The organism is Nocardia sp. XZ_19_231, assembly GCF_015355705.1.
Taxonomy (GTDB): domain Bacteria; phylum Actinomycetota; class Actinomycetes; order Mycobacteriales; family Mycobacteriaceae; genus Nocardia; species Nocardia salmonicida.
The window spans coordinates 1,186,136-1,210,350 of record NZ_JACUZI010000002.1 but is presented as its reverse complement, the minus strand read 5'-3'; the positions used below and the strand labels follow the sequence as shown (position 1 = coordinate 1,210,350).

Genomic DNA, 24,215 nt, shown 5'->3' with positions numbered 1-24,215 from the left:
GCGTACCTCCGCCTTCGCTCCGGCCGTGCGCAGGGGCCGAGGAACGCTGCGCGACTGCGCCCACCAGGCGATTTCACCTTCTGACCCACCCCGTGTAAAGTGGTATTTGCAACGCGGGATGGAGCAGCTCGGTAGCTCGCTGGGCTCATAACCCAGAGGTCGCAGGTTCAAATCCTGTTCCCGCTACTACGAAGAAGGCCCCGGATTTTCGAATCCGGGGCCTTCTTCGTTATCCGTCGCCGAGCCGCAGGGTCCAGTTCCCGCGATAGTGCAGCCGGGTGATGCTCGCGGGCGGAACATCCATGCGCCAGAACGACTTCGCCGGTGCGTCGAGCACCACGAGCAGCGCCGCGCGCACCACGGCCGGATGCGTCACCGCCACGGTGTTCTGCCCCGACGACGCGATCTCGGCCAACCAGAACCGCACCCGATCGACCAGATCGGTGACGGATTCGCCACCGTGCCCACGGAATTCGGGATCGGTCAACCAGGCGAACAACTGATCCTGCGCGAGTTTGCCCATCTCACTACCGCGCCACGACCCCGCATCGAGATCGCGTAATCGCACGTCCGGTTCGCCGACGAGGCCCAATTCCTCCGCCGTCTCCCGAGCCCGCCGCTCCGGCCCTGTCCGCACCAACGCTTCATCGAGCGGCACACAGGCACGCACAGCGGCCCGCCCCGACTCGTCCAGGGGTTCGTCGACAGGAAAACGCGCCTTACGTACCGCCTCGGTAAGGCCATGGCCGACAAGGTCGACTCTCAGCACCGTTTGCACGAGAGTCGAGGGTAGCGACGAATGCGATCCACGCCACAACCCGGTCCGAGGGCCGCCCCGGTCATCGGCATATCCACGCAGGTGGGGGTGCATGATGTCGGCGAAGTTGTCGGTGGGTCGGTGCACACTTGGTGCTATGGATCGGTTCTCCCCCGCGACGGCACAGTGGTTCGACGGCGCCTTCCCCGGCGCGACGCCGGCCCAGCTCGGCGCGTGGGACGCGATCGCCGCCGGGGAGAACACGCTGGTGATCGCGCCGACGGGATCGGGCAAGACCTTGTCGGCGTTCCTGTGGGCCATCGACCAGCTGGCGCACCGGGACCCACCGGAGCCGGGAGCGTCCCGTGGCACGTCGGTGCTCTATGTCTCGCCGTTGAAGGCGCTGGCCGTGGATGTGGAGCGCAATCTGCGGGCGCCGCTGGTCGGCGTGACGCAGACGGCGAAACGGTTGGGACTCGACCCACCGGAGATCTCGGTGGGAGTACGCTCCGGTGACACTCCGCCTGCTCAGCGCCGGGCCATGCTGCGCACGCCGCCGGACATTCTCATCACCACTCCCGAGTCGCTGTTCTTGCTGTTGACCTCGGCGGCTCGCGAGACGCTCGCCCAGGTCGACACGGTGATCGTCGACGAAGTGCATGCCATCGCCGGGTCGAAGCGCGGTGCCCACCTGGCGCTGTCACTGGCCCGGCTCGACCAGCTCACCGAGAAGCCCGCGCAGCGGATCGGGTTGTCGGCGACGGTGCGCCCGCCCGAGGAGGTCGGCCGGTTCCTGGTGGGGAACGCGCCGATCACCATCGTGCGCCCGCCCGCGCCGAAGACCTTCGACCTGTCGGTGCGGGTGCCGGTGGCCGATATGACCGACCCGGGGGGCGACTCCGATCAGCCGGGCTCGATCTGGCCGCATGTCGACGAGGCGATCGTCGACCTGGTGCTCGAGCACCGATCCTCGATCGTATTCGCCAACTCGCGACGGCTTTCCGAGCGGCTGACCGCGCGACTCAACGAGACCTACGCCGCCCGACTCGGCGAGCCGGTGGACACCGAGCACAAGCCACCCGCCCAGCTGGGGCCGTCCACCGAGGTGATCCACGGGGCCGAGCACCTGTTGGCGCGCGCGCATCACGGGTCGGTCAGCAAGGAACAACGCGCCATCATCGAGGATGATCTCAAGACCGGTCGCCTGCGCTGTGTGGTGGCCACCAGCAGTCTCGAACTCGGCATCGATATGGGCGCGGTGGACCTGGTGGTGCAGGTGGAGGCGCCGCCGTCGGTGGCGAGCGGACTGCAGCGAGTCGGCCGCGCCGGGCACCAGGTGGGTGAGATCTCGCGGGGCGTGCTGTTTCCCAAGCACCGCACCGATGTTATCCACTGCACCGTGGCCGCCCAGCGCATGCTCTCGGGTGAGATCGAGAAGCTCCAGATCCCCGCGCACCCTCTCGACATCCTCGCCCAGCAGACGGTGGCGGCCTGCGCGCTCGAACCGATCGACGTCGACGGCTGGTTCGATATCGTCCGATCCACCGGCAGCTACGCGAACCTGCCGCGCTCGGCCTACGAATCGGTGCTCGACCTGTTGGCCGGACGCTATCCGTCCGACGAGTTCGCCGAACTGCGGCCGCGCGTGGTGTGGGACCGCGACGCGGGCACCATCACCGGTCGTCCCGGTGCGCAACGCCTTGCGGTGACCTCCGGCGGCGCGATCCCCGACCGTGGCATGTTCGCGGTGTTCATGGTGGGGGAAAAGGCTTCTCGGGTGGGCGAACTCGATGAGGAGATGGTCTACGAATCACGCGTCGGCGATGTGTTCGCGCTCGGTGCGACCAGTTGGCGGATCGAGGAGATCACCTTCGATCGGGTGCTGGTCTCGCCCGCGTTCGGACTGCCGGGCAGGTTGCCGTTCTGGCATGGTGACGGTTTGGGTCGCCCGGCCGAATTAGGCGCCGCGCTGGGTGAATTCGTGCGCACGGCGGGTCAGGTACCAGGCGACGAGCTGTCTCGGATCGTGGCGAACATGGGCTCCGGCGACGCCGAGGGGCAGGTCGGCACTGCCAAGAAGGCGAAGTCGTCCGCCGAGCAGAGCAAGCCCGCGGTAAAGCTCGAGCAGTTGGTGCGTACCGCTGGACTCGATCAGAACGCGACGGCGAACCTGGTGGGTCTGCTCGAAGAACAGCGCAGTGCGACAGGTCAATTGCCCACCGACCGCACGCTGGTCGTGGAACGGTTCCGCGACGAACTCGGCGATTGGCGCCTGGTCCTGCATTCCCCCTACGGCACCCCGGTGCACGCACCGTGGGCACTGGCGGTGGGCGCGCGCCTCCAGGAACAGTTCGGCATCGACGCCACCCCGACCGCCTCCGACGACGGCATCGTGGTGCGCCTCCCCGACACCACCGATCAACCGCCCGGCGCCGAACTGTTCGCCTTCGAGCCCGACGAGATCGACGACATCGTCACCGAACAGGTCGGCGGCTCAGCCCTTTTCGCGTCCCGCTTCCGCGAATGCGCCGCCAGGGCGCTGCTGCTGCCGCGTCGCGATCCCGGCAAGCGCGCACCGCTGTGGCAGCAGCGGCAGCGCTCGGCCCAATTGCTGGACGTGGCACGCAAATTCCCGCAGTTCCCGATCCTGTTGGAAACCGTCCGCGAATGCCTGCGCGACGTCTACGACCTGCCTGCCCTGCGCGACCTGCTCACCAAGGTGGCCCGCCGCGAGATCCGCCTGATCGAGGTCGAAACCGCGAGCCCGTCGCCTTTCGCGGGCGCGCTGCTGTTCTCCTACATCGGCCAATTCCTCTACGACGGCGACAGCCCGCTGGCCGAACGCCGAGCCGCCGCACTGGCCCTCGACTCCAGCCTGCTCGCCGAACTCCTCGGCCGGGTCGAGCTCCGCGAACTCCTCGACCCCGACGTCATCACCCTGACCGAACAAGAACTCCAACGCCTCACCCCCGAACGTCGAGCACGCGATGCCGAAGGTCTGGCCGATCTCCTCCGTCTGCTCGGACCCCTCACGCCCGCCGAAGCCGCGGCCCGCTGTGTCCCCCGGCCCGGCACCGCATCCGCCGCCCGCTACGCCGAGGCCATGGAAAGCCGAGCACCCGACGACTACCGCACGCATGAACGCGCCTCGGAGTCCGGTGAGCTCGCCGTAGGACCCAACGGGGGTGCGCTCGCAGCCGAGCCGTCCGATCTCGCTGCAACCGCAGCGAGTACTACCCCTTCCGTCGACGGGGTAGATGGTGGTCTAGCTTCCGGTCAGGGTGAGCGTGACCTCCTCATCGACTCCGACGCGCCCGCGTGGTTCGCGGAACTACGGGATTCGCGTCGGGCGCTGGAGGTTTCGTTCGCGGGTCGAACCTGGTGGGTGGCGGTCGAAGACGCGGCGCGCCTGCGGGACGCACTCGGGGTGCCTCTGCCGATCGGGGTGCCCGCGGCGTTCATCGAACCGGTGCCCGATCCGCTGGGCGACCTCGTCGGCCGCTACGCGCGCACCCATGCGCCGTTCACGACGGCAGCTGTCGCCGACCGCTTCGGCTTGGGTACCGCCGTCGCCGCGACGTCGCTGCACCGCCTGCTCGCCGAAAAGCGGGTCGTGGAAGGTGAGTTCACGCCGGGTACCGCCGGCGGCGAGTGGTGTGATGCCCAGGTCTTGCGTCGGTTGCGCCGCCGTTCGCTGGCTGCCGCCCGGCACGAGGTCGAGCCGGTGTCCACCGCTGCCTTCGCACGCTTCCTGCCCGCCTGGCAACACGTCGGTTCCGGCGAGCTGCGCGGCGTCGACGGTGTGGCGACAGTGGTGGAACAGCTTGCGGGCGTGCCGATTCCGGCCTCGGCATGGGAGTCGCTGATCCTGCCGACGCGAGTGCGCGACTACTCCCCCGCCATGCTGGACGAGCTGATGGCGACCGGTGAGGTGGTGTGGTCGGGCCACGGCGCCATCACCGCTCGCGACGGCTGGATCGCCCTGCACCTGGCCGACCAGGCCCCGTTCACGCTGCCTCCCGCCGATGACATCGACCCCACCGAGATCCAGCTCAGCCTTCTGGTTGCCCTCGGCGCGAACCTGGAGCCATGGCCCCCACCCGGCACCGACTCGAAGGCGCCCGGCACGCGCGCGAAGGCTGCTCGTGGAAAAGCATCCGCCGACAAGGTCGTGAACCTCGACGCCGCCGAGCCGACGCCGACCGAGTCCGGTGGTGCCACACGATTACCACCCACGCTGACCGGCGGCGGCGCCTATTTCTTCCGCCAGCTCTCCGATGCCGCCGGTCTGCTCGACGACAAGGCGGCCGCGGACGCACTGTGGCAGCTGGTCTGGGCCGGATACGTCTCCGGTGACACCTTCGCCCCGGTGCGCGCCCTGCTGTCCGGCACCGCCCGGAGCACCACCGCGCACCGCACCCCGCGCCGCGCTCCCCGAGGCCGCGCGTACCTGCCGCGACCGTCGATGCCGACCCGGTCCGGTCCGCCCACGCTGGCGGGTCGCTGGTCGATCCTGCCCGAACGCGTGCAGGACAACACCGTGCGCGCCCACGCCACCGCCGATCAGCTCGTCGAACGCTACGGCGTGCTGACTCGTGGTTCGGTGCAGAACGAAGGGATCTCCGGTGGGTTCCAGCTGATGTACCGGGTGCTCACCGAGTTCGAGGATCGCGGCCGTTGCCGGCGCGGCTATTTCGTCGACACGCTCGGCGGAGCCCAGTTCTCCACCACCGATACCGTCGATCGCCTGCGTTCGTTCGACACCGACCGTGACAACACCAGAGCGGGCGTCGCGCTCGCCCTCGCGGCGTGCGACCCCGCCAATCCCTACGGCGCGGCCCTGCCGTGGCCGAAGGGCGACGCCGAGGGCGGTCATCGGCCGGGCCGCAAAGCGGGCGCGGTGGTGGTGCTGGTCGGCGGCGAGTTGGTGCTCTACTCCGAGCGCGGCGGCAAGACTCTGCTCAGTTTCACCGAGGACATCGGCCTGCGCCGTGCGGCAGCGATCGCGCTGGCCGGACTGGTGCGCGACCGCAGGGTCGACAGCTTGGTGATCGACAAGATCAACGGAGAAACAGTGCACGGCAACCTTTTCGTCGAAGTCCTGATCGAAGCCGGTTTCTCGATGACCCCCAGCGGTCTGCGACTGCGAAGGCAGGTGTAGCCGAATGCCCGAGGGCGACACCGTCTTCCACGCCGCGAAGCGCCTACGCAAGGCCCTGGTCGGTAGAACTCTGACCCGCAGCGACTTCCGGGTACCGCGCTACGCCACCGTGAATCTGGTCGGCGAGCTCGTCGATGAGGTCGCCAGCTACGGCAAGCACTTGTTCATCCGCACCGACCGCGCGAGCATCCACACCCACCTGAAGATGGAAGGCGTATGGCGGGTGTTCCACCGCGGCCAGCGCTGGACCAAACCCGCGGTCACCGCGCGACTGGTGCTCGCCAACGACGAGTTCGAGGCCGTCGGCTTCTCGCTCGGCAAGGTTCAAGTGCTGCCGCGCGCCGACGAACACACGGTCATCGACCACCTGGGCCCCGATCTCCTCGGTCCGGACTGGGATGCGGCCGAGGCCTTGCGCAGGCTCACCGAGTACCCCCGCCGCGCCATCGGTCTCGCCCTGCTCGACCAGCGCAATCTGGCAGGCATCGGCAACATCTACCGCAGCGAGATCTGCTTCCTGCGCAAAGTCCACCCGGTGACCCCCGTCGGCGACATCCCCGATCTCGTGGCGCTCGTCGACGAAGCTCACCGCGTCCTCGGCAAGGCCGCACACCAACCACCATGGCGCGCCATGGTCTACGGCCGCACCCGCCGTTCCTGCCCCCGCTGCGGCACCCCCATCGCCTCCCAACTCCTCGGCGAGGACGATCCCGCCGACCGCATCACCCAGCGCGAACGCGGCATCTTCTTCTGCCCGAGCTGTCAGCCTCCTCCCTGAAAACACCTCGCTGAGCAACTGTTCGTCCGATACGATCGCGGGATCGTTTTCATCGCTAAGGACCCGGTTCCCCGGATAGAGAGCAGGTTTCGTGATGGCATGTCGGATCAGTGAGCTCGTGCTCGGTTGCCGCGACCCCGAAGCTCTCGCCCAATTCTGGTGCGCGGTACTGGACTTCGTGGTGCTCGATCGGGAGGACGACGGCACGGTGGAGATCGGGCCGCGCGGGGGTTTCGGTGGTCCGCAGGCCACGATCATCCTGAGCAGCAGGGAAGATCCCGAGCACGGGAAATCCCGACTGCACCTCGACGTCAACCCCACCGACCGCGATCAGGATGCCGAGCTCCAGCGCCTGCTCGAGCTCGGGGCTCGCCCGGTCGACGTCGGCCAGACCGGCCAGGAGCCGTGGCATGTCCTGGCCGACCCCGAGGACAATGCGTTCTGCCTGCTGAAGGCTCGCATCGACCCGGTCTGAGACTCAGCGGTCCTGCGGTACCGGTTCCAGTAGTTGCGGGCGCGGCTCGGGGGCGGCGGCGCGTAGTGCGTCGGCCGACTTGTCGTCGGGTTGGGTCTGCGATTCGATTTCGGCCAGCACGCGCGCCTGGTACGTGGATACCTCGCGGTCGATATCGTCGGCGTCCCAACCGAGTACGGGTGCGACGAGGTGGGCCACCTGTTCGGCACTGTTCGCGCCGCGATCGGAGTATTCGATCGAGATGCGGGTGCGACGGGCCAGGATGTCGTCGAGGTGCAGCGCGCCCTCCGCTGCGGCCGCGTACACCGCTTCGACCTGCAGGTAGGCGGGGGCGTCGGTAATCGGTTGCAGCAGTTCGGGTTTGCCCGTGGCCATGGCGAGGACCTCGTCGACCAGGGAGCCGTAGCGGTCGAGCAGGTGCGTCATCCGGTACGGGTGGATGCGGTAGTGCTCGGCGAGCTGCACGGTCTGGTTGACCAGCGCGAAGTAGCCGTCGGCGCCGAGCAGCGCGACCTTTTCGGTGATCGAGGGCGAGACGCGCGCCGGAATGTCTTGTGCGGCTTCATCCATCGCGTCGGCTGCCATCACCCGATAGGTGGTGTACTTGCCGCCGGCGATGCTGACCAGTCCGGGCGCGACCCTGGCCACGGCGTGTTCGCGCGAGAGCTTGGACGTCTCGTCGTTCTCCCCCGCGAGCAAGGGGCGCAGGCCCGCGTAGACCCCGTCGATGTCGGCGTGGGTGAGCGGGGTGACCAGCACCTCGTTGACCCTGCCGAGCAGGTAGTCGATATCGGCCTTGGTCGCCGCGGGGTGGGCGAGGTCGAGATTCCAGTCGGTGTCGGTGGTGCCGACGATCCAGTGCGCGCCCCACGGGATGATGAACAGCACAGAGGTGGCGGTGCGCAGAATGATCGCGGCATCGCTGACGATGCGGTCGCGCGGCACCACGATGTGCACACCCTTGGACGCGCGCACATGGAATCGGCCGCGTTGATTCGACAGACCCTGCACTTCGTCGGTCCAGACGCCGGTCGCGTTGATCACCACATTCGCGCGCGCCTCGGCGGTGCGCCCGTCCTCGGTGTCACGCAGTTTCACCCCGACGACCCGGTCGGCTTCGCGCAGAAACCCGACGACCTGGGTGGAGGTACGGATGACCGCGCCGTAGTGGGCGGCGGTGCGGGCGACCGTCATGGTGTGGCGGGCGTCGTCGACCACGGTGTCGTAGTAGGTGACGCCGCCGATCATCGAATCCCGGCGCAGGCCGGGAGCGAGGCGCAGCGCGCCGTGCCGGGTCAGATGATGCTGTCCCGGAACCGATTTCGCGCCGCCCATGGAGTCGTACAGGGTCAGACCGGCGGCAACGTACGGTCGCTCCCACACGCGGTGGGTCAGCGGGTAGAGGAAGCGCAGCGGCTTCACCAGGTGCGGCGCCAAGGTCGACAGCGCCAGCTCACGTTCCTTCAGCGCTTCCCTGACCAGCCCGAATTCGAGCTGTTCGAGGTAGCGCAGGCCGCCGTGGAACATCTTCGACGAGCGACTCGACGTGCCCGACGCGAGATCACGGGCTTCGACCAGCGCGACCGACAGACCGCGCGTCGCGGCGTCGAGCGCGATACCGGCGCCGACAACTCCGCCGCCGACGACCAGGACATCGAACTGATCCTTGCCCAACCGCTCCCAGGCGCTGCGTCGATGCTCGGGCCCCAGCTCACCCGGCCCGAGCCGGTCCCGCTTCCCGCCCGCGACCAGCTCACCCGGGTGCAGGAACGGAAACTCCGGTGTCTGCGACATCCTCGACTCCTCGCCGCCGGCCGAGGAACGGCCGGTCCCAGTCGACAGTGGGGGCGAGCGCCGCGTTCGGCGGCGCCGCTGCGTACAGGCTAAACGTAGTGCCCGCTCGACGCTCGGGACGTGCGCGGCGGGGCGCGGCCGCGAAATTCGTCGGCGACGACAAATCCCGCGGCCGCGGGCTCCGCTTTCGGTAACCTGCAGCAATGCGTCGCTATGTGGCTGCCATCGATCAGGGCACGACTTCGAGTCGGTGCATCATCTTCGATCGGCAGGGTCGGATCGTCGGGACCGCGCAGCGGGAGCATCGGCAGATCTTTCCGAAGCCCGGCTGGGTGGAGCACGATCCGGCGGAGGTGTGGCGCAATACCGAGTCGGTGCTCGGTGCGGCATTGGGCAACAGCCGGTGCTCGGCCGGGGATCTGGCCGCGGTGGGGATCACCAATCAGCGCGAGACCACGGTGGTGTGGGACCGGGCCACCGGCGAGCCCGTGTACAACGCGATCGTCTGGCAGGACACCCGCACCGATCAACTGTGCACCGAACTGGCCGGTGAGCAAGGACCGCAACGCTATGCGGACCGCACCGGGCTGCCGCTGTCGACCTACTTCGCCGGTCCGAAATTGCGCTGGATTCTCGACAATGTCGACGGCGTCCGGGCACGCGCCGAAGCCGGCGACCTGTGTTTCGGCACCATGGACAGCTGGGTGCTGTGGAAGCTGACCGGTGAGCACCTCACCGACGTCACCAACGCCTCACGCACCATGCTGATGGATCTTCGTACCCTGCAATGGGATTCGCGGATCTGCGCGGACTTCGGCATCCCGATGTCGCTGCTGCCGCAGATCCGCAGCTCGTCGGAGGTCTACGCCGACATCGCCTCCGGTCCGTTCGAAGGAATCCCCGTCGCCGGCATTCTCGGCGACCAGCAGGCGGCCACCTTCGGCCAAGCGTGTCTGTCCCCCGGCGAAGCCAAGAACACCTATGGCACCGGCAATTTCATGCTCCTCAACACCGGCACCACCCCGGTGTTCAGCCAGCACGGTCTGCTCACCACCGCCTGCTACCAGCTCGGTGACGCGCCCGCCGTCTACGCCCTCGAAGGCTCCATCGCCGTCACCGGCTCGCTGGTCCAGTGGCTGCGCGACAACCTCGGCATCATCTCCTCCGCCGAGGAAGTGGAACCGCTGGCCCGCAGCGTCGACGACAACGGCGGCGCCCACTTCGTTCCGGCCTTCTCCGGTCTGTTCGCCCCCCGCTGGCGCCCCGATGCCCGCGGCGTCATCGCCGGCCTCACCCGCTTCGTCACCAAGGCCCACCTGGCAAGGGCCGCACTCGAATCCACCGCCTTCCAGACCCGCGAGGTCGTGGATGCCATGCGCGCCGACGCCGCCGCCCAACGCCTCGACCTGGAACTGACCACCCTCAAGGTCGACGGCGGCATGACCGGCAACGACCTGCTCATGCAATTCCAAGCCGACATCCTCGACGTCCCCGTCGTCCGCCCGGTAGTCCGCGAAACCACTGCCCTCGGCGCCGCCTACGCCGCCGGTTTGGCGGTCGGCTACTGGTCCGGCCTCGACGACCTCCGCGCCAACTGGTCCGCCGATCGAACCTGGACCCCCTCGATGTCGGAGGAGGAACGGACCCAGCGCTACGCCGACTGGAACAAGGCCGTCGAACGCACCTACAACTGGGTATGAACCGACCGCGCAAGGTGCCTCGGCAACAGCGATCCAGGAACACCGTGGACACGCTGCTCGAAGCGGCTGCCCAGGTGTTCTCCCGCGAGGGCGCGACCGCGACCACCAATCGCATCGCGGAACGAGCGGGCCTGTCGATCGGCACGCTGTATCAATACTTTCCGAACAAAGAGGCCATGCTGCACGCGTTGGCCGAACGCCACTTCCTCGACGGCGGACAGCGCCTGAGCGAGGTCTTCACGCGTCTGCGGGTCGAACAACCGCCGTTCGACGAGAGCATGCGCGCGATCATGGAGGTGGTCGCCGACCTCCACCGCGATCGCCCCGCCCTGCACGCGCTGCTGCACCGGGTGGCGTTGAGCCTGCCGATCGAACTCGCGGCGGTCCGGGCCTTCGAGGACTACCTCGTCGCCGAGGTGGAACATCAGCTGCGGCGCTGCGACCGTGGCGGACCCGACCCCCTGCTCACCGCGCGAACGCTCGTTCACGCGGTGGACGCGCAGGTACATCGGGTCCTCACCCGTCACACCGTGAGCGCCGACAGCTTGACGGCGCTGGTGTCGGCCCTCACTGCGTCACCGCCGCGTGCCGCCGACCTCGGCGAGGAGCGCCCGTAGCGCGTCGGCGAGCTGCGTGACGCCCGGTTCCTCCACCGGAAAATGGCCACACCCGTCGAGCAGCGTGACAGTGGTCGGCGCGTTGATGCGATCGAGGAAACGCAGGCTCAGTTCCGGCGGGGTCCATCGATCCGCGGCGGGATGGACCAACGTCACCGGCGTCACGACGAATTCTTCCGGCGGGGTGTGCCGGAATCGCAGGAAGTCGATGAGAAATCCGAGCGGAATGCGCACTCCGCCACCGCGCGGATCGGTGGCACACAACCGCGACAACGACGGGTCCAGGCTCATATTCGCCATGTCGACGAGCCAGCGGATCGGCACCCGCACCCGGCCGAGGACCGCGGCGATACCGGAGAGCATCAGCGGTGACATCGCCCCGGCAGGACCCCAGCGCGCCATGGCCCGTCGGGTCGCCGGATCGGCCGGGTCCGGCAGACAGGTCGCCACCACCTGCGCGATCCGACCCGTCCGCGCGGCCACCTCATAGCCGAGGATCCCACCCAGACTCGCCCCGAACACGATGAGCGGACGATCGTCGGATTCCGTCTCGGCCGCCACGAAATCACACACCAGCTCGACCCAGTCGCGATACAGCACCCCGCGCGGATCCGCCGCCACGGTGTCGCCGTACAGCGGCAGGTCCATCGCCATCACCGAAAACCCTTCGGCCGCAACGACACCGAGTAGTGGCCACAGCAACCCCGCGTGCCCGCCCGCCCCGTGCAATGCCAGCACCCGCACGGGAGCGTCATCCGCACCGGCACGCGCGACATGAACCCGATTTCCGCGCCACGCGAACCAACTCGCCACCGGTTCGAACATCACCTCATCGCGATACCGCTGAGGCAGAAACCGCACGTACTCCACATATTCCATACGTCAAGCATCAGCGCCACCGGCCCCGCCGCCAACTCGCATCCGTCCAGCACCACGATCGAGAAGACCGCCCCTGAACTGGGAAAACGCCAACCAGCGCGGGCGATCCTCGCCCTGCTCGCATTCGGCGCGTTCAGTTCGTAGTCTGTGCTGCCTTCGACAAGCGGCTGACCGCCTCGGTCAGCGTGGCTTCGTCCGAGGTGGTGAAGCACAGGCGCAAGGTGTTGGGGGTGGTGTCCGCGACGGCGAAGGCCGCGCCGGGGACGTACGCGACGCCGGCTTCGAGCGCCGTGGGCAGGAGCGCGGAAGTATTGGTGTTGTCGGTGAATTCGGCCCAGATGAACATGCCGCCGGTGGGGTCGGTACAGCGGACGCGGTCGGCGAAGGTGGCGCGGACGGCCGAGACGAGGGCTCTGGCTCGGGTGCCGTAGGTGGTGCGGATCGACGCTATGTGGGTGGACAGCCAGTCGGTGTCGGTGAGCAGGTCGGTGGCGATCTGTTGGGTCAGGGCCGAACCGCAGAGGTCGGCGCCCTGTTTGAGCAGTTCCACTGCGCGACAGACCCTTTCGGGGGCGATCATCCAGCCGACGCGGAGGGAGGGGGACAGGATTTTGGAGACGCTGGACAGGCGGATCACCTGGGGTGAGTACGAGGCCACCGGCGCCGGGGCCGGGGTGTCGAACCAGAGTTCGCCGTAGGGGTCGTCTTCGATGATCCAGAAGCCGTGCGCTTCAGCCAGTTTCGCGAGACGTTGGCGACGTTCGGGGGTAAGGGTGACGCCGCCCGGGTTGTGGAAGGTGGAGACGGTGTGGACCACGGCGGGGCGTTCGCCTGCCGCGAGAAGGTCTTCGAGGACGTCCAGGCGCATGCCTTCGCTGTCCAAGGGAACGGCGACGATTCGGGCGCCGGCAGCTCGAAACACTTGCAGGGCACCCACATACGCGGGATCTTCGACAATCACGAGGGCGCCGGGGTCAAGGAGGACTTCGGCCAGCAGGGAGAGCGCCTGCTGGGAGCCGTGGGTGATGAAGACTTCCGCGACCGGCACCGTGCGGCCGATCTTGGCCGATTCGCGGGCCGCGATCACCGCACGCAGCGCGGGCCAGCCGGACGACTCGGTGTACTGCAGCACGGCGGTGTCGCGCAGCGCGGTCTCGGCGGCGAGGGCGATCCGTGCACGCGGCATCAGGGCGGCGTCGGGGAGGCCGCCCGCGAGGCTGATGATGTCGTCGCGAGCGGTGAGTTTGAGCAGGTCTCTGATCGCCGAGCTCTGCAGGCCGGCGAGCTTGCCCGCCAATGCTGGAATGGTCAGCGACATGGGAACCTCCGGGGACGCCAAGAGAAGCAATCATCCCACGATTGCATATCGCCTACCAGAATGTGAAATTGTAGTCTCAAATAATGAGACCCTACCGAGCGGTGATGGACTTGACCTGCCACTTTCCGTCGGTGTTGGTGGTGATGATTTCCTGCTTGTAGACCACCGCCGAACCATCGGGGTGCATTTCGCGCAGTTCCACGTCATAGCGACCCAGGGTGGTTTCGCGCATCTTCACGCAGTGGGTGGTGCCCGCGGGGATCAGACTGTCGATCGCCTGCTGGATGGTCTCGGCAGGCGAGATGTTCTCGGCGTCGGGCGCCACGAATTCGCGCACCTTCACCCCGGATCGGTTGGTGTAGAAGGCGTATTGGAAGCCGAGGATGGCCCTGGCGCCGGTGGTGGTGTCACCCGGCCCGTTGCCGACGGTGACGGATTGTTCTGCGACAGTCTGGCATTCGGAGGCGGACGCGATCGAGGGAATCGGGGCGGCCGTGACGCCGGGATCGGCACCGCCGCCGCGCTTGACCAGACCGATCGTCAGCACAAGGGCCACCACGAGCAGGACGGCCGCGGCCACCCCGCCGATGATCCAGCGCAGGCGCTTGTTGTCGGGCTCCTCCTCCACCGGCGCCGGGGTGATCGGCGTCTTCGGCGCGAGACGGCGCGCGATCGGGTCGTCGGCCCACGACAGGCCGGGTTCGGACGGCGGCTTCGGGATCGCGCCGTCATCGTCGGGGTTGTCCCACCACGCCTTGTCGGCGGCGGGCCTCGGCTTATCGGGGACCAGGGGGGTGCGTGAGCCCTCGGGCGGCCGCACCGGTTCCGAGACAAGCCCGCTGTCGCGCGAGGGCGCCTGCGGCACAGCGTCTTTGGGGCCGGGACGACCACGACGGATCACCTCGGTGAGCTCACGACCGGAAGTCACCGGCACGGAATCACCGAACACCGAGTCGCCGAAGACAGAACTCTCACCGCGCGCCCGCTCGCCACCGAAACGCACCGTCGGGTCGGCAGCAGGCGGACCACCGGGGGTGGGACCGCCGAACGGTGCGGACTCCCGCGACCCGGTGCCTGCGGGCGCATCCCCACCGGCAGTGGTGGGACCACCGAACGGTGCCGCGTTGCGTGGGCCCGGCCCGGCGGGCGGCGTAGGAGGTGGCGTCGCCACCGCGTCACCGAAGACGGAAGTCGGCGCGGAACGGCGACCATCGGGTAGCCGAGGTGGAGCTTGACCGGCGGGCGGTCCCGGTGGCACCGAACCGGTGAACGGAGCCCCTGGCGGACCCGGCGGCGGAGTCACGGGCGGCTGACCCGCAACAGGTCCACCGAACGGACCCGGCGCGGGTGCACCGGCCGGCGGACCGAATGGACCGGGCGCAGGTGTAGCGGCCGGCGGACCAGCCGGTCGCCAACCCCGCTCCGGAACCCCGGACGGCGCGGGCGGCGGCGCGGCGGGGACAGGCCCACCGAAACCGGCGTCATCGACCGGCGGCCCGAATCCGCTTACGGGGGGCCCGAATTCCGCAGCAGGTCGTTGATCGCCGCGTTCGTTGTCGTCGCCCTCGGTGCCCAAGTCCAATCCTTTCCCGGGACACACGTGTGGGGCGGTCGAAGGCGACCGCCCCACACGACAAACTGCGTGTCAGTACTGGATCGAGCCACCCCACTGGGTGTTCACACCCGCGACGTTCAACGTCTGAAGCAGCTCCCCCGGCACGGGAAGTGTAGCCTTTGCGGCCGCATCGAGCGCGGCAGTGCCGCCCGGCTGCGCCTTGATCCAGTTCTCCACGGCGGCCTTGGCCAGGTTGGCCTGCGTGGTGTCGAGCACGGTCACCGTGGTGTTGTCACTGCGGCCGTCGCCACCGTTGAAGGTGGTGACCTTGACCTCGTTCGCGCCGACGTACTCGACCGAGACACCGGCATCACCGAAGCCGCCACCCGGCGTCCGGTAGCCGACGGTGCCGACGTAGCCCGAGGCGTTGTTGTAGTGGTGGGTGTTGGCCAGGATCCCGGCGCCGTCGACGGTGACGCCGACTTCCTGACGCGGGCCTTCCATCTCGACAACGGGCGCGGCGGGCGCGTTGGCCAGGCGCGGTGCCTGCCAAGCCGGTTCCTTCGGCTCCTGGATGAGGGTGTCCGGAGACTCGACCTCGGCCTCGGTGCCGTTCCCGGTGCCCTGCGGCACGGTGGGCTGCGTCTGCTGCTGGCCCGGCGTGGCGCCCGGCTGGCTCGGTGTGGTGCCCGTCTCGGGCTTGGCGGTACCCGGCTGGTCGGGCGTCGCGCCTGCGCGCTCCGGCTGGACCGCGGGCTGTGCCTGTCCCGGCACGGGCAGCGGCGCGACACGCGGGCTGGTGACACCCGGCTGGCTCGGCGTCGGCTTGGCAGGGGTCTCCTGCCCCGGCTGACCCGGCGCGGGGCTGGTGACACCCGGCTGGGCCGGCGTCGGCTTGGTCTCGCCCGGCTTCGTCTGACCCGGCTTCACACTCTCCGGGGTATCCGGGGTCTCCGGGGCTTCTACTTCACCCGAAGGCTGGCCCGGCTGCGCAGGAGCCGGAGTCGCGGGGGTGGTCGGCTGGTCGCTGGGGACCGCACCGGCCGGCGCCGCGAGGAGGGTTGCCACTGCTGCCGCGGCAGCCAAAGGCAATGACGTGCTTGCCATCGCTCGCTGCGCCCGACTCGGCTTACGATGCTTCACTTTTCGTAATCCCTTTCCCGGAGGGAATCCCCCACTGCATCCACCACGCGATCACAACTTGATCGCGCCTCGGCCGTGAGTCAACCACATGAGTGCGGGACAGGCAACGCAGCACCAGGTTTCGAGTTCACCGGGTGCCGCCTGCGCAAACACCTGGCGTGGCGGTTGCCGAGAAGCGACGAGCGACGTTGGCGAACAACACAATTCGAAACCCGGAAGCCTTGTGATTCGTTTCACATTCCGACACCGTGGGCTCAGTCGAGGTCGTCGTGACGCATCAGCAAACGTCCGGCTTCGGTGAGCGAACCGGTAAGTGAGGGATACACCGAGAAGGTCTGCGCCAGGTCGGTGACCGTCAGATTGTTCTGCACCGCCAGCGCGATCGGCAGGATCAGCTCCGAGGCGATCGGCGCGACCACCACACCGCCGATCACCACACCGGTGGCCGGGCGGCAGAAGATCTTGACGAAGCCGCGCCGCAGCCCCGACATCTTCGCGCGCGGATTGGTGTTGAGCGGCAGCATCACCGTGCGCGCGGGGACTTCACCGTTGTCGATGGCGGTCTGGCTCACGCCGACGGTCGCGATCTCCGGGCGGGTGAACACCGCCGAGGCCACCGTCTTCAACCTGATCGGGCTCACGCCCTCGCCGAGCGCGTGATACATCGCGATCCGCCCCTGCATGGCGGCCACCGAAGCCAGCGGCAGCAGACCCGTGCAGTCGCCCGCGGCATAGATGCCGGGCACCGAGGTCCGCGAAACCCGGTCGACGCGAAGGTATCCACCGCGATCGAGTTCGATCCCGACCCGATCCAAGCCCAGGTTCTGGGTGTTCGGGGTGGAGCCGACGGTCATCAGCGCGTGCGAGCCGGTGACGGTGCGGCCGTCGGACAGCTTCACCACGATGCCTTCGGCGGTGCGTTCCACGGCGTCGGCGCGGGCGTGCTTGACCAGCTCGACGCCACGTTCGGCGAGGGCTTCCTCCAGCACGAGGGCCGCGTCGGCGTCCTCGCCGGGCAGCACGCGGTCACGGCTCGACACGAGCTTCACCCGCACACCCATCTCGGTGTACGCGGACACGAATTCGGCGCCGGTGACACCGGATCCGACGACGACCAGCGTCTCCGGCAGTTCCGGCAGGTCGTAGAGCTGACGCCAGTTCAGGATCCGCTCACCGTCGGGCTCGGCGCCCTGGAGTACTCGCGGGCTCGCGCCGGTCGCGATCAGCACGACCTCGGCCTCGAACTCCTCGGAGCCGCCGTCGACCAGGTTCGCGCGCACGCGATGCGCCAAACCCGGTGCGGGCCCGACCAATTCGCCGTAGCCGGGAAGTAGTTGCACACCCGCGGCCTGCAACTTGGCGCGGATATCGGAGGACTGCGCCAAGGCGAGCGCCTTGACGCGCGCGTTCACCTCGGGCAGGTGCACCTTCGCCTGGTCGGCATCGATATTGATGCCGAGGTCGCGCGCGCGACGCAGATCGGTGCGCAGACCCGTCGAGGCGATGAAGGTTTTCGACGGCACGCAATCCCACAGCACACAGGCGCCACCGATACCGTCGGCGTCCACCAGGGTCACCGTGGCCCCGTGCTGGGCGGCTACCAGTGCCGCCTCGTATCCGGCCGGTCCACCACCGATGATCGCAATCCGTGCCACCAGTCACGCTCCTTGTGCTCGCCTGATCGGACCTGCCCCTTGTGAGGGCTCGTCCGTGCTGTCGACTCATCATTTCAGGTGCGATGTGACATGGACGGGTCGGATCGGTGAACAACGGTGCGCGTGTTCCGCGCCGTGTTCTGTGCCACCGGCAAGTGTGACGGTCAGCCGATCTGGGAGGGAGACGGGAATTCCCCCGTGGTTATTGGCTACAGTTCCATGGTGCCGATCTATGCCGCCTACGGGTCCAACATGGACTCGACGCAGATGCTGGAACGCTGCCCGCATTCGCCCATGTCCGGGACCGGGTGGCTGGAGGGTTGGCGGCTGACCTTCGCCGGTGACGACATCGGCTGGGAAGGGCCGTTGGCCACCGTCGTCGAGGACCCCGGCTCGCGGGTATTCGTCGTGCTCTACGACGTCTCCCCAGAGGACGAGGACAGCCTCGACCGCTGGGAGGGCTCCGACTTCGGTATCCACAAGAAGATCCGAATCCGAGTCACCGGCACCCAGGGCGAGTCCCGCCTGGCCTGGCTCTACGTCCTCGACGCCTACGAAGGCGGCCTGCCCTCGGCCCGCTACATCGGCGTCATCGCCGACGCAGCCGAAAAAGCAGGCGCACCAGAGGACTACGTCCACTCCTTGCGTACCCGCAACAGCAAGAACGTCGGACCCGGAGCCTGAGCGGTCCCGCGCCGGTCACGTGACCGGCGCGGGACCGCTCAGTGTGCTTGCAGGATGATGTTCGTCAGGGTTCGCACGCCGACCGCCAACGCGCGCTCGTCGATGTCGAACGTCGGCTGGTGCAGATCCAACTGCTCGCCGACGCCGGACCAGACACCCAGCCGGGCCATGGCGCCGGGCACTTCCTCCAGGTACCAGGAGAAGTCCTCGCCGCCGCCCGACTGCTTGGTGTCGGCCAGGGCGTCCTCGCCCACTCCCGAGATCGCGTTCTCGAACATCGATGCCGAAGTCGGGTCGTTGACCACCGGCGGCACACCGCGCTTGTAGTTGAGCTGGTAGCGCACACCGGTCGGCGCGAGCAAGCCGTCGACGATCTCGCGGACCAGCGGCTCCAGCAGCAGCCAGGTGGCGTGATCGCCGGTGCGCACGGTGCCCGTGAGCATGCCCGTCTGCGGAATCGCATTCGGCGCCTTGCCCGCACTCACCGCACCCCAGACCATGATCGTGCTGGTTCGAGGATCGACGCGTCGGCTCAGCAATCCGGGCAGACCCGTGATGACAGTTCCGATCGCGTAGACCAAGTCGCTGGTCAGATGCGGCCGCGACGTATGCCCACCCGGCGAATCGAGCACCAACTCGACAGTATCGGCCGCCGACGTGATGGCTCCGGTTCGCACGCCGACCTTGCCGACCTCCAAACGTGGATCACAGTGCAGGGCGAAGATCCGATCGACCCCGGTCATCCCGCCGGCCGCGACCACATCGAGCGCACCACCTGGCATCACTTCCTCGGCAGGCTGGAACACCAACCGCACCCCGACCGGCAACGTGTCCTGAGCCTCGGCCAGCGCGAGCCCGGCACCGAGCAGCACCGTGGTGTGCGCGTCGTGCCCGCAGGCGTGCGACACACCGGGCACCGTCGAGGCGAAGGTCAGACCGGTGAATTCCTGCATCGGCAGCGCGTCCATATCGGCGCGCAAGGCGATGCGCGGACGATCGGTGGGGCCGAAGTCGCAGATCAAGCCGGTGCCGCCCGGCAGCACTTCCCAGCTCAATCCGGCCTTGGTGAGCCAGCCCGAGACGAACTCGGTGGTGGCGAACTCCGCCCGGGACAACTCGGGGTTGGCGTGGATGTGCCTGCGCCATTGCACCAGGTCACCGGTGTGCTCGGCCAGCCATGCGTCAACGATCTCGGTTCCCGACATCAGAGTTGGTTCGGTGTCCGGCGTGGTCGGACACGCTGCGGTCTCGCGTGCCATCGACTGGGTTCCCACACCCATCGATAGCGCGTCGGAGCCTGCGCGTGCGGTGCCCGGATGGCCGGAAATGGTCACCGAATATCCTCCTGTCGTTCGATCAGCCGTTGCAACAACCTGTCCCTGTGTACTTCATCGCCTGCCACGGCGACAGCGGTACGTGCCAACGCGAGCGCGCCGTCGAGCACCGCCCGGTCCGCCGAGGCGTTCACCGCGGCGGCGGCGAACGCGGGTTGATGGGTCGCCGCACCACCCGCGTCGATGCCGATCACCGGGTGGATACCGGGAATGACGTTGGTGACGTTGCCCATGTCGGTGCTCCCGAGCGGTCGCAGCACCTCGAGCTCGGGCGCGATCGGCGTCCGTCCCAGCCCGGTGATCTGCGCGCGGTAGGCAGCGGAGAGAACCGGGTCGGGGGTGAGCTCGGTATAGGTGGGCGCGAGCGTCCGTATGTCGTGGGTGCAGCCGGTTGCCAGGGCGCCCGCTTCGAAACACGCCTTCGCTCGGCGCATCAGGTCGTCGAGGGAGTCGGAATCGGCCGCGCGGAGGTAGTACAGCAACTCCGCACGTCCGGGCACGATGTTGGGGGCTACGCCACCGTCGGACACTATACCGTGCAGCTGTTGACCGGGCCGCAGATGCTGGCGTAGCAAGCCGACAGCTACCTGGGTCAGGGTCACCGCGTCGCCCGCGTTGCGGCCCAGTTCGGGCGCCGCGCTGGCATGGGCCTCGCGGCCGTGGAAGACGATGGCGAGGTCGGCCAGCGCCAGCGAACGCGCGCCGACGATATCGAGGGGGCCGGGGTGGACCATCATCGCCATCGCGATGTCGTCGAAGGCGCCCGCTTCCAGCATCAGTACCTTGCCGCCACCGCTCTCCTCCGCGGGCGTGCCGAGCACGACCACGGTCAGGCCGAGCGCGTCGGCCACGGCGGCCAGTCCGATGGCGGCGCCGACGGCGGACGCGGCGATGATGTTGTGCCCGCACGCGTGCCCGATCTCAGGCAGCGCGTCGTACTCGGCGCAGATACCGACCGTCAGCGGGCCGCTGCCGTACACGGCGCGAAAGGCCGTCGACAGCCCGGCGACGTTCGTCGTGACCGCGAATCCGCGCTCGACCAGCGGCGCGAGGACCTTGGCGACGCTACGCGTTTCGGCGAAGGCCAGCTCGGGTTCGGCGTGGATCGCGTGCGAGAGCCCGATCAGCTCGTCCGAGGCAGCCCTAATCGCGGCGTCGGAGGCGGTGGCTGTGAGTTCGCCGGTGCGCGAGGGTGCCATACCCCCAGTCTTGCATCAGTGCCCGACAGCGGCGCACCGGCGAGCGGGGTCAGTTGCCGAAGGGAAGATTCTCCGGAGTAACGGGGGTGGCCAGCGCGGCGAGGGTCTCGGCGTGCAGCGCGGCCTTGATGATCGGGGCGATCGGCTTGCGCAGGCCGGTGAGCGCGGCGGCGCGAGCGATCGCGGCGGGCAGCACCTCGTCGGCGTCGGCCTTGGTATCGACGATGCCCGCGGCGATGGCCTCGTCGGCGCTGAAGCGGTGGCCGGTGGTCATCGCCTGGACACACACCTGGTTGCTCAGGCGACCCTTCAGCAAGCCGTTCATGCCGATGGTGAACGGCATTCCCAGGTGTACCTCGGGCAGCGACCAGAAGCCGCGGTCACCGCGCATCACGCGGAAGTCGTGCGAGGTGGCCAGCATGGCGCCCGCGCCGAACGCGTGGCCGTTGACCGCGGCGATCGTCGGCATGGGGAAGGTCAGCAGGCGGGTGTAGAGGGAGTGCACCCGGTCGAGGTAGCCGTGGATCTTGTCGAGGTTGCCGAAGACGTAATCGGTGTCGAGGCCGTTGCTGTAGTACTTGCCGGTCGCGACGGTGACCAGTGCGGCAGCACCCTCGGACGCCTCGACCTTGTCGAGTGCGGCATGGAAGGCATCGATCCAGTCCGGCGAGAAACGGTTCTCGTTGTCTGTCTCACCCTCGTTGCCGAGGTACAGGACGAAAACATCACCAGAGCGCTCCAAATACGGCATGCAGGGAGAATAAACCGCGACGGACGGCGTACCTACTCGCGGGTACGACTCGTGCGGACCGCATCGTGGCGCCACTGCCGCTCAGGCCGGGGACACCCACCGCCCACGCGGCTTAGACTCCCTTCATGACTGCCGAACAGGCCGCTGCGGCGATTGCCGAACGTACGGGAGTGCCGCGTCATCGCGTGGCCGTGGTGCTGGGATCGGGGTGGCAGGAGGCAGCAGCCGAGATCGGCGCGCCGCATGCCTCGATCCCGATGACGGAGTTACCCGGCTTCGGCAAACCCAGTGCGCAGGGGCACGGGGGCATGGTGCATTCGGTCACCGTGAACGACAACGACGTGCTGCTGCTGATGGGTCGTCAGCACCTGTACGAGGGCTATACGCCCCAGCAGGTGGTGCATCCGGTGACCGCGGCGATCGCGGCGGGCGCTGAGATCGTGCTGCTCACCAACGCCGCGGGCGGGCTGAGGGCCGGGCTACAGGTGGGTGAGCCGGTGCTGATCGCCGATCACATCAACCTCACCGCGCGCACCCCGTTGGTCGGTGCGCGATTCGTCGACCTGATCGACGCCTGGGATCCCGAATTGCGGGCGCTGACAAGGGAAATCGACCCGAGTCTGACCGAAGGCGTGTACGCCGGGCTCATCGGTCCGCAGTACGAGACGCCTGCCGAGATCCGCATGCTCGCGACCATCGGCGCCGATCTGGTCGGCATGTCGACGGTGCTGGAGGCGATCGAGGCGCGTTCGCTCGGCGCGAAGGTGCTCGGCATCTCGCTGGTGACCAATCTGGCCGCGGGCGTGACCGGGGAACATCTTTCGCACGCGGAGGTGCTGGCCGAAGGGCAGGCCGCGGCGCCCCGGTTGGGCAAGCTGCTGCGCGGCATTCTGGAGCGCGTGTAGATGCTGCGTTTCGGGACCGCAGGCCTGCGTGGACCGCTGCGCGAGGGCCCGGACGGTATGAACGTGACGACCGTGTCGCGGGCTACGGCCGGGCTGGCCGACTGGCTGCGTGAGCGGTGCCTCGGCGGCGGGGCCGTCGTGGTCGGACGGGACGCGCGGCACGGGTCGGCCGAGTTCGCCACGGCGACCGCTGAGATCTTCACTGCCGCAGGCTTTCCCGTGACAGTGCTGCCGGATCCGGTGCCGACTCCGGTGGTGGCGTTCGCGGTGCGCGAGCTGGGTGCGGTGGCGGGAGTGCAGATCACCGCCTCGCACAATCCGCCCGCCGACAACGGTTACAAGGTGTATCTCGACGGCGGGTCGCAGTTGATCGCGCCCGCCGACAGCGAGATCGAGAAGCACATCGAGGCGGTTGTCGAACCTATTGCGCGGGAGACTGTTTCGGTTTCCGGGGCGGACCTGGTCGATCGCTATCTCGCGCGCGTCGCGGAACTGCCCGGCCTGCTCGGCGGTCCCGGCGAACGGGCGAGTGTGCGGATCGCACTCACCGCGCTGCACGGTGTCGGCGGCGAGGTCGCGGTGCGCGCGCTGGCCGCGGCGGGGTTCCCCGACGTGCATGTGGTCGAGGAGCAGTTCGCCCCCGACCCCGACTTCCCCACCGTCGCCTTCCCCAATCCGGAAGAGCCGGGCGCTGCCGATCTGCTGCTCGCGCTGGCCGAGCGGATCGAGGCCGACGTGGCGATCGCGCTCGATCCCGATGCCGATCGTTGCGCGCTCGGCGTGCCCGGACCGAACGGTTGGCACATGTTGCGCGGTGACGAAACCGGCGTGCTGCTGGCCGATTACGTGCTGCGTACGCGTCCCACCGATCCGCTGGTCGCCACGACCATCGTGTCCTCGCGACTGCTTTCGAAGCTGGCCGCCGCGCGTTCGGCTCGCTACGCCGAGACCCTCACCGGCTTCAAATGGCTGGCCAGGGCGGGCGACGGACTCGTCTACGCCTACGAGGAAGCCATCGGACACTGTGTCGACCCCTCGAAAGTCCGCGACAAGGACGGCATCTCCGCCGCGGTGGCCGCCGCCGACCTCGTCGCCCTGCTGAAAGCTCATGGCAAGACGCTGCAGGGCGAACTCGACTCCTACGCTGCCGAATTCGGCCTGCACGCGGGCGGCCAGGTCTCGCTGCGCCTACCCGACCAGGCCACCGCGACCGTGCTGGTCGCCGCCCTGCGCGCGAACCCACCCAGCGAAATCGCAGGCACCCCGGTGAAATTCACCGACCAGGCGCAGGTACGCGGCCGACTGCGCACCGACGCACTGATCTTCGACGCCGACGACTTCCGGATCGTCGTCCGACCATCGGGTACCGAACCGAAACTCAAGTGCTACCTGGAGGTTTTCGCCCCGGTGGCCGCTCCGGACGAGCTGAACAACGCGAGAGAGTCTGCCGCACAGCGACTCTCTCAGCTCGCCACGTTCTGCCAGTCGCTGGCAGGGGGCAACGAATAGT

General features: G+C 68.4%; 18 protein-coding genes and 1 tRNA gene. 9 read left to right on the top strand and 10 right to left on the bottom strand.

The window, feature by feature from the left end; genetic code table 11:
• Window positions 1-112 precede the first annotated feature (112 nt).
• Window positions 113-186, top strand: a tRNA-Met gene (locus tag IBJ82_RS12650).
• Between the two features lie 43 nt (window positions 187-229).
• Here IBJ82_RS12650 and IBJ82_RS12645 read toward each other — a convergent pair.
• Window positions 230-778: a histidine phosphatase family protein gene (locus IBJ82_RS12645; protein WP_194826046.1), complete on the bottom strand. Its 549-nt coding sequence runs from the start codon at window positions 776-778 to the stop codon at window positions 230-232.
• Between the two features lie 136 nt (window positions 779-914).
• On the opposite strand from IBJ82_RS12645, the gene IBJ82_RS12640 reads away from it, so the two are divergent.
• The 3 genes from IBJ82_RS12640 (at window position 915) to IBJ82_RS12630 (ending at window position 7,171) form a co-directional block, all read left to right on the top strand.
• Entirely contained in the window at window positions 915-5,918 is a 5,004-nt protein-coding gene (locus IBJ82_RS12640) for a DEAD/DEAH box helicase (protein ID WP_194826045.1), read from the top strand.
• Between the two features lie 4 nt (window positions 5,919-5,922).
• Window positions 5,923-6,696, top strand: a complete 774-nt coding sequence (locus tag IBJ82_RS12635) for an Fpg/Nei family DNA glycosylase (protein WP_194826044.1) — start codon at window positions 5,923-5,925, stop codon at window positions 6,694-6,696.
• Window positions 6,697-6,790: 94 nt separating this feature from the next.
• Window positions 6,791-7,171, top strand: coding sequence for a VOC family protein (locus IBJ82_RS12630; protein WP_194826043.1), 381 nt, complete (start codon window positions 6,791-6,793; stop codon window positions 7,169-7,171).
• Between the two features lie 3 nt (window positions 7,172-7,174).
• Here IBJ82_RS12630 and glpD read toward each other — a convergent pair whose 3' ends face one another.
• Window positions 7,175-8,965 (bottom strand): glycerol-3-phosphate dehydrogenase, encoded by a 1,791-nt coding sequence (gene glpD / locus IBJ82_RS12625; RefSeq protein ID WP_228536862.1) that lies wholly within the window; start codon window positions 8,963-8,965, stop codon window positions 7,175-7,177.
• 203 nt (window positions 8,966-9,168) lie between these two features.
• Here glpD and glpK point away from each other — a divergent pair, with 203 nt between their 5' ends.
• Together glpK and IBJ82_RS12615 are read left to right on the top strand one after the other, a co-directional pair.
• Window positions 9,169-10,665, top strand: a complete 1,497-nt coding sequence (gene glpK / locus IBJ82_RS12620; RefSeq protein WP_194826042.1) for a glycerol kinase GlpK — start codon at window positions 9,169-9,171, stop codon at window positions 10,663-10,665.
• A 44-nt stretch (window positions 10,666-10,709) separates the two neighbouring features.
• Window positions 10,710-11,282, top strand: coding sequence for a TetR/AcrR family transcriptional regulator (locus IBJ82_RS12615; RefSeq protein ID WP_370585283.1), 573 nt, complete (start codon window positions 10,710-10,712; stop codon window positions 11,280-11,282).
• Here IBJ82_RS12615 and IBJ82_RS12610 read toward each other — a convergent pair.
• The 5 genes from IBJ82_RS12610 to IBJ82_RS12590 all read right to left on the bottom strand — a co-directional run bounded on the left by IBJ82_RS12610 (window position 11,241) and on the right by IBJ82_RS12590 (window position 17,832).
• On the bottom strand, window positions 11,241-12,161 hold the full coding sequence (locus IBJ82_RS12610) for an alpha/beta hydrolase (protein WP_194826040.1): 921 nt from the start codon (window positions 12,159-12,161) through the stop codon (window positions 11,241-11,243). The genes IBJ82_RS12615 and IBJ82_RS12610 overlap by 42 nt on opposite strands.
• Before the next feature lie 133 nt (window positions 12,162-12,294).
• A complete protein-coding gene (locus IBJ82_RS12605; RefSeq protein WP_194826039.1) occupies window positions 12,295-13,479 on the bottom strand; it encodes a PLP-dependent aminotransferase family protein in 1,185 nt (394 codons plus the stop codon).
• A gap of 91 nt (window positions 13,480-13,570) precedes the next feature.
• Window positions 13,571-14,650 (bottom strand): hypothetical protein, encoded by a 1,080-nt coding sequence (locus IBJ82_RS12600; protein WP_194826038.1) that lies wholly within the window; start codon window positions 14,648-14,650, stop codon window positions 13,571-13,573.
• A 474-nt stretch (window positions 14,651-15,124) separates the two neighbouring features.
• A complete protein-coding gene (locus IBJ82_RS12595; RefSeq protein ID WP_228536861.1) occupies window positions 15,125-16,141 on the bottom strand; it encodes a hypothetical protein in 1,017 nt (338 codons plus the stop codon).
• Between the two features lie 290 nt (window positions 16,142-16,431).
• Window positions 16,432-17,832, bottom strand: a complete 1,401-nt coding sequence (locus IBJ82_RS12590; protein WP_056818075.1) for an NAD(P)H-quinone dehydrogenase — start codon at window positions 17,830-17,832, stop codon at window positions 16,432-16,434.
• 222 nt (window positions 17,833-18,054) lie between these two features.
• On the opposite strand from IBJ82_RS12590, the gene IBJ82_RS12585 reads away from it, so the two are divergent.
• Window positions 18,055-18,516, top strand: coding sequence for a gamma-glutamylcyclotransferase (locus tag IBJ82_RS12585; RefSeq protein ID WP_194826037.1), 462 nt, complete (start codon window positions 18,055-18,057; stop codon window positions 18,514-18,516).
• A gap of 38 nt (window positions 18,517-18,554) precedes the next feature.
• Here the strand turns inward: IBJ82_RS12585 and IBJ82_RS12580 are convergent, their stop codons facing one another.
• From IBJ82_RS12580 to IBJ82_RS12570, 3 genes are all read right to left on the bottom strand, one after another.
• A complete protein-coding gene (locus tag IBJ82_RS12580) occupies window positions 18,555-19,721 on the bottom strand; it encodes a M20 family metallopeptidase (RefSeq protein WP_194826249.1) in 1,167 nt (388 codons plus the stop codon).
• A gap of 125 nt (window positions 19,722-19,846) precedes the next feature.
• Window positions 19,847-21,049: a M20 family metallopeptidase gene (locus IBJ82_RS12575; RefSeq protein ID WP_194826036.1), complete on the bottom strand. Its 1,203-nt coding sequence runs from the start codon at window positions 21,047-21,049 to the stop codon at window positions 19,847-19,849.
• Window positions 21,050-21,098: 49 nt separating this feature from the next.
• Window positions 21,099-21,800, bottom strand: coding sequence for an enoyl-CoA hydratase-related protein (locus IBJ82_RS12570; RefSeq protein ID WP_194826035.1), 702 nt, complete (start codon window positions 21,798-21,800; stop codon window positions 21,099-21,101).
• 125 nt (window positions 21,801-21,925) lie between these two features.
• Between IBJ82_RS12570 and IBJ82_RS12565 the strand changes: the two genes are divergently transcribed.
• Together IBJ82_RS12565 and IBJ82_RS12560 are read left to right on the top strand one after the other, a co-directional pair.
• On the top strand, window positions 21,926-22,705 hold the full coding sequence (locus tag IBJ82_RS12565; RefSeq protein WP_194826034.1) for a purine-nucleoside phosphorylase: 780 nt from the start codon (window positions 21,926-21,928) through the stop codon (window positions 22,703-22,705).
• Entirely contained in the window at window positions 22,706-24,214 is a 1,509-nt protein-coding gene (locus IBJ82_RS12560) for a phospho-sugar mutase (protein WP_194826033.1), read from the top strand. It abuts the gene before it with no gap.
• The last annotated feature ends 1 nt before the right edge of the window (window position 24,215 follow it).

What these genes read in the sequence shown, in the direction of transcription:
- IBJ82_RS12580 (WP_194826249.1), bottom strand. Translation starts at nt 19,721, where the DNA reads ATGTCGGGAACCGAGATCGTTGACGCATGGCTGGCCGAGCACACCGGT.
- IBJ82_RS12640 (WP_194826045.1), top strand. Translation starts at nt 915, where the DNA reads ATGGATCGGTTCTCCCCCGCGACGGCACAGTGGTTCGACGGCGCCTTC.
- IBJ82_RS12560 (WP_194826033.1), top strand. Translation starts at nt 22,706, where the DNA reads ATGCTGCGTTTCGGGACCGCAGGCCTGCGTGGACCGCTGCGCGAGGGC.
- IBJ82_RS12595 (WP_228536861.1), bottom strand. Translation starts at nt 16,141, where the DNA reads ATGGCAAGCACGTCATTGCCTTTGGCTGCCGCGGCAGCAGTGGCAACC.
- IBJ82_RS12610 (WP_194826040.1), bottom strand. Translation starts at nt 12,161, where the DNA reads ATGGAATATGTGGAGTACGTGCGGTTTCTGCCTCAGCGGTATCGCGAT.
- glpD (WP_228536862.1), bottom strand. Translation starts at nt 8,965, where the DNA reads ATGTCGCAGACACCGGAGTTTCCGTTCCTGCACCCGGGTGAGCTGGTC.
- IBJ82_RS12575 (WP_194826036.1), bottom strand. Translation starts at nt 21,049, where the DNA reads ATGGCACCCTCGCGCACCGGCGAACTCACAGCCACCGCCTCCGACGCC.
- IBJ82_RS12630 (WP_194826043.1), top strand. Translation starts at nt 6,791, where the DNA reads ATGGCATGTCGGATCAGTGAGCTCGTGCTCGGTTGCCGCGACCCCGAA.
- IBJ82_RS12565 (WP_194826034.1), top strand. Translation starts at nt 21,926, where the DNA reads ATGACTGCCGAACAGGCCGCTGCGGCGATTGCCGAACGTACGGGAGTG.
- glpK (WP_194826042.1), top strand. Translation starts at nt 9,169, where the DNA reads ATGCGTCGCTATGTGGCTGCCATCGATCAGGGCACGACTTCGAGTCGG.
- IBJ82_RS12605 (WP_194826039.1), bottom strand. Translation starts at nt 13,479, where the DNA reads ATGTCGCTGACCATTCCAGCATTGGCGGGCAAGCTCGCCGGCCTGCAG.
- IBJ82_RS12635 (WP_194826044.1), top strand. Translation starts at nt 5,923, where the DNA reads ATGCCCGAGGGCGACACCGTCTTCCACGCCGCGAAGCGCCTACGCAAG.
- IBJ82_RS12570 (WP_194826035.1), bottom strand. Translation starts at nt 21,800, where the DNA reads ATGCCGTATTTGGAGCGCTCTGGTGATGTTTTCGTCCTGTACCTCGGC.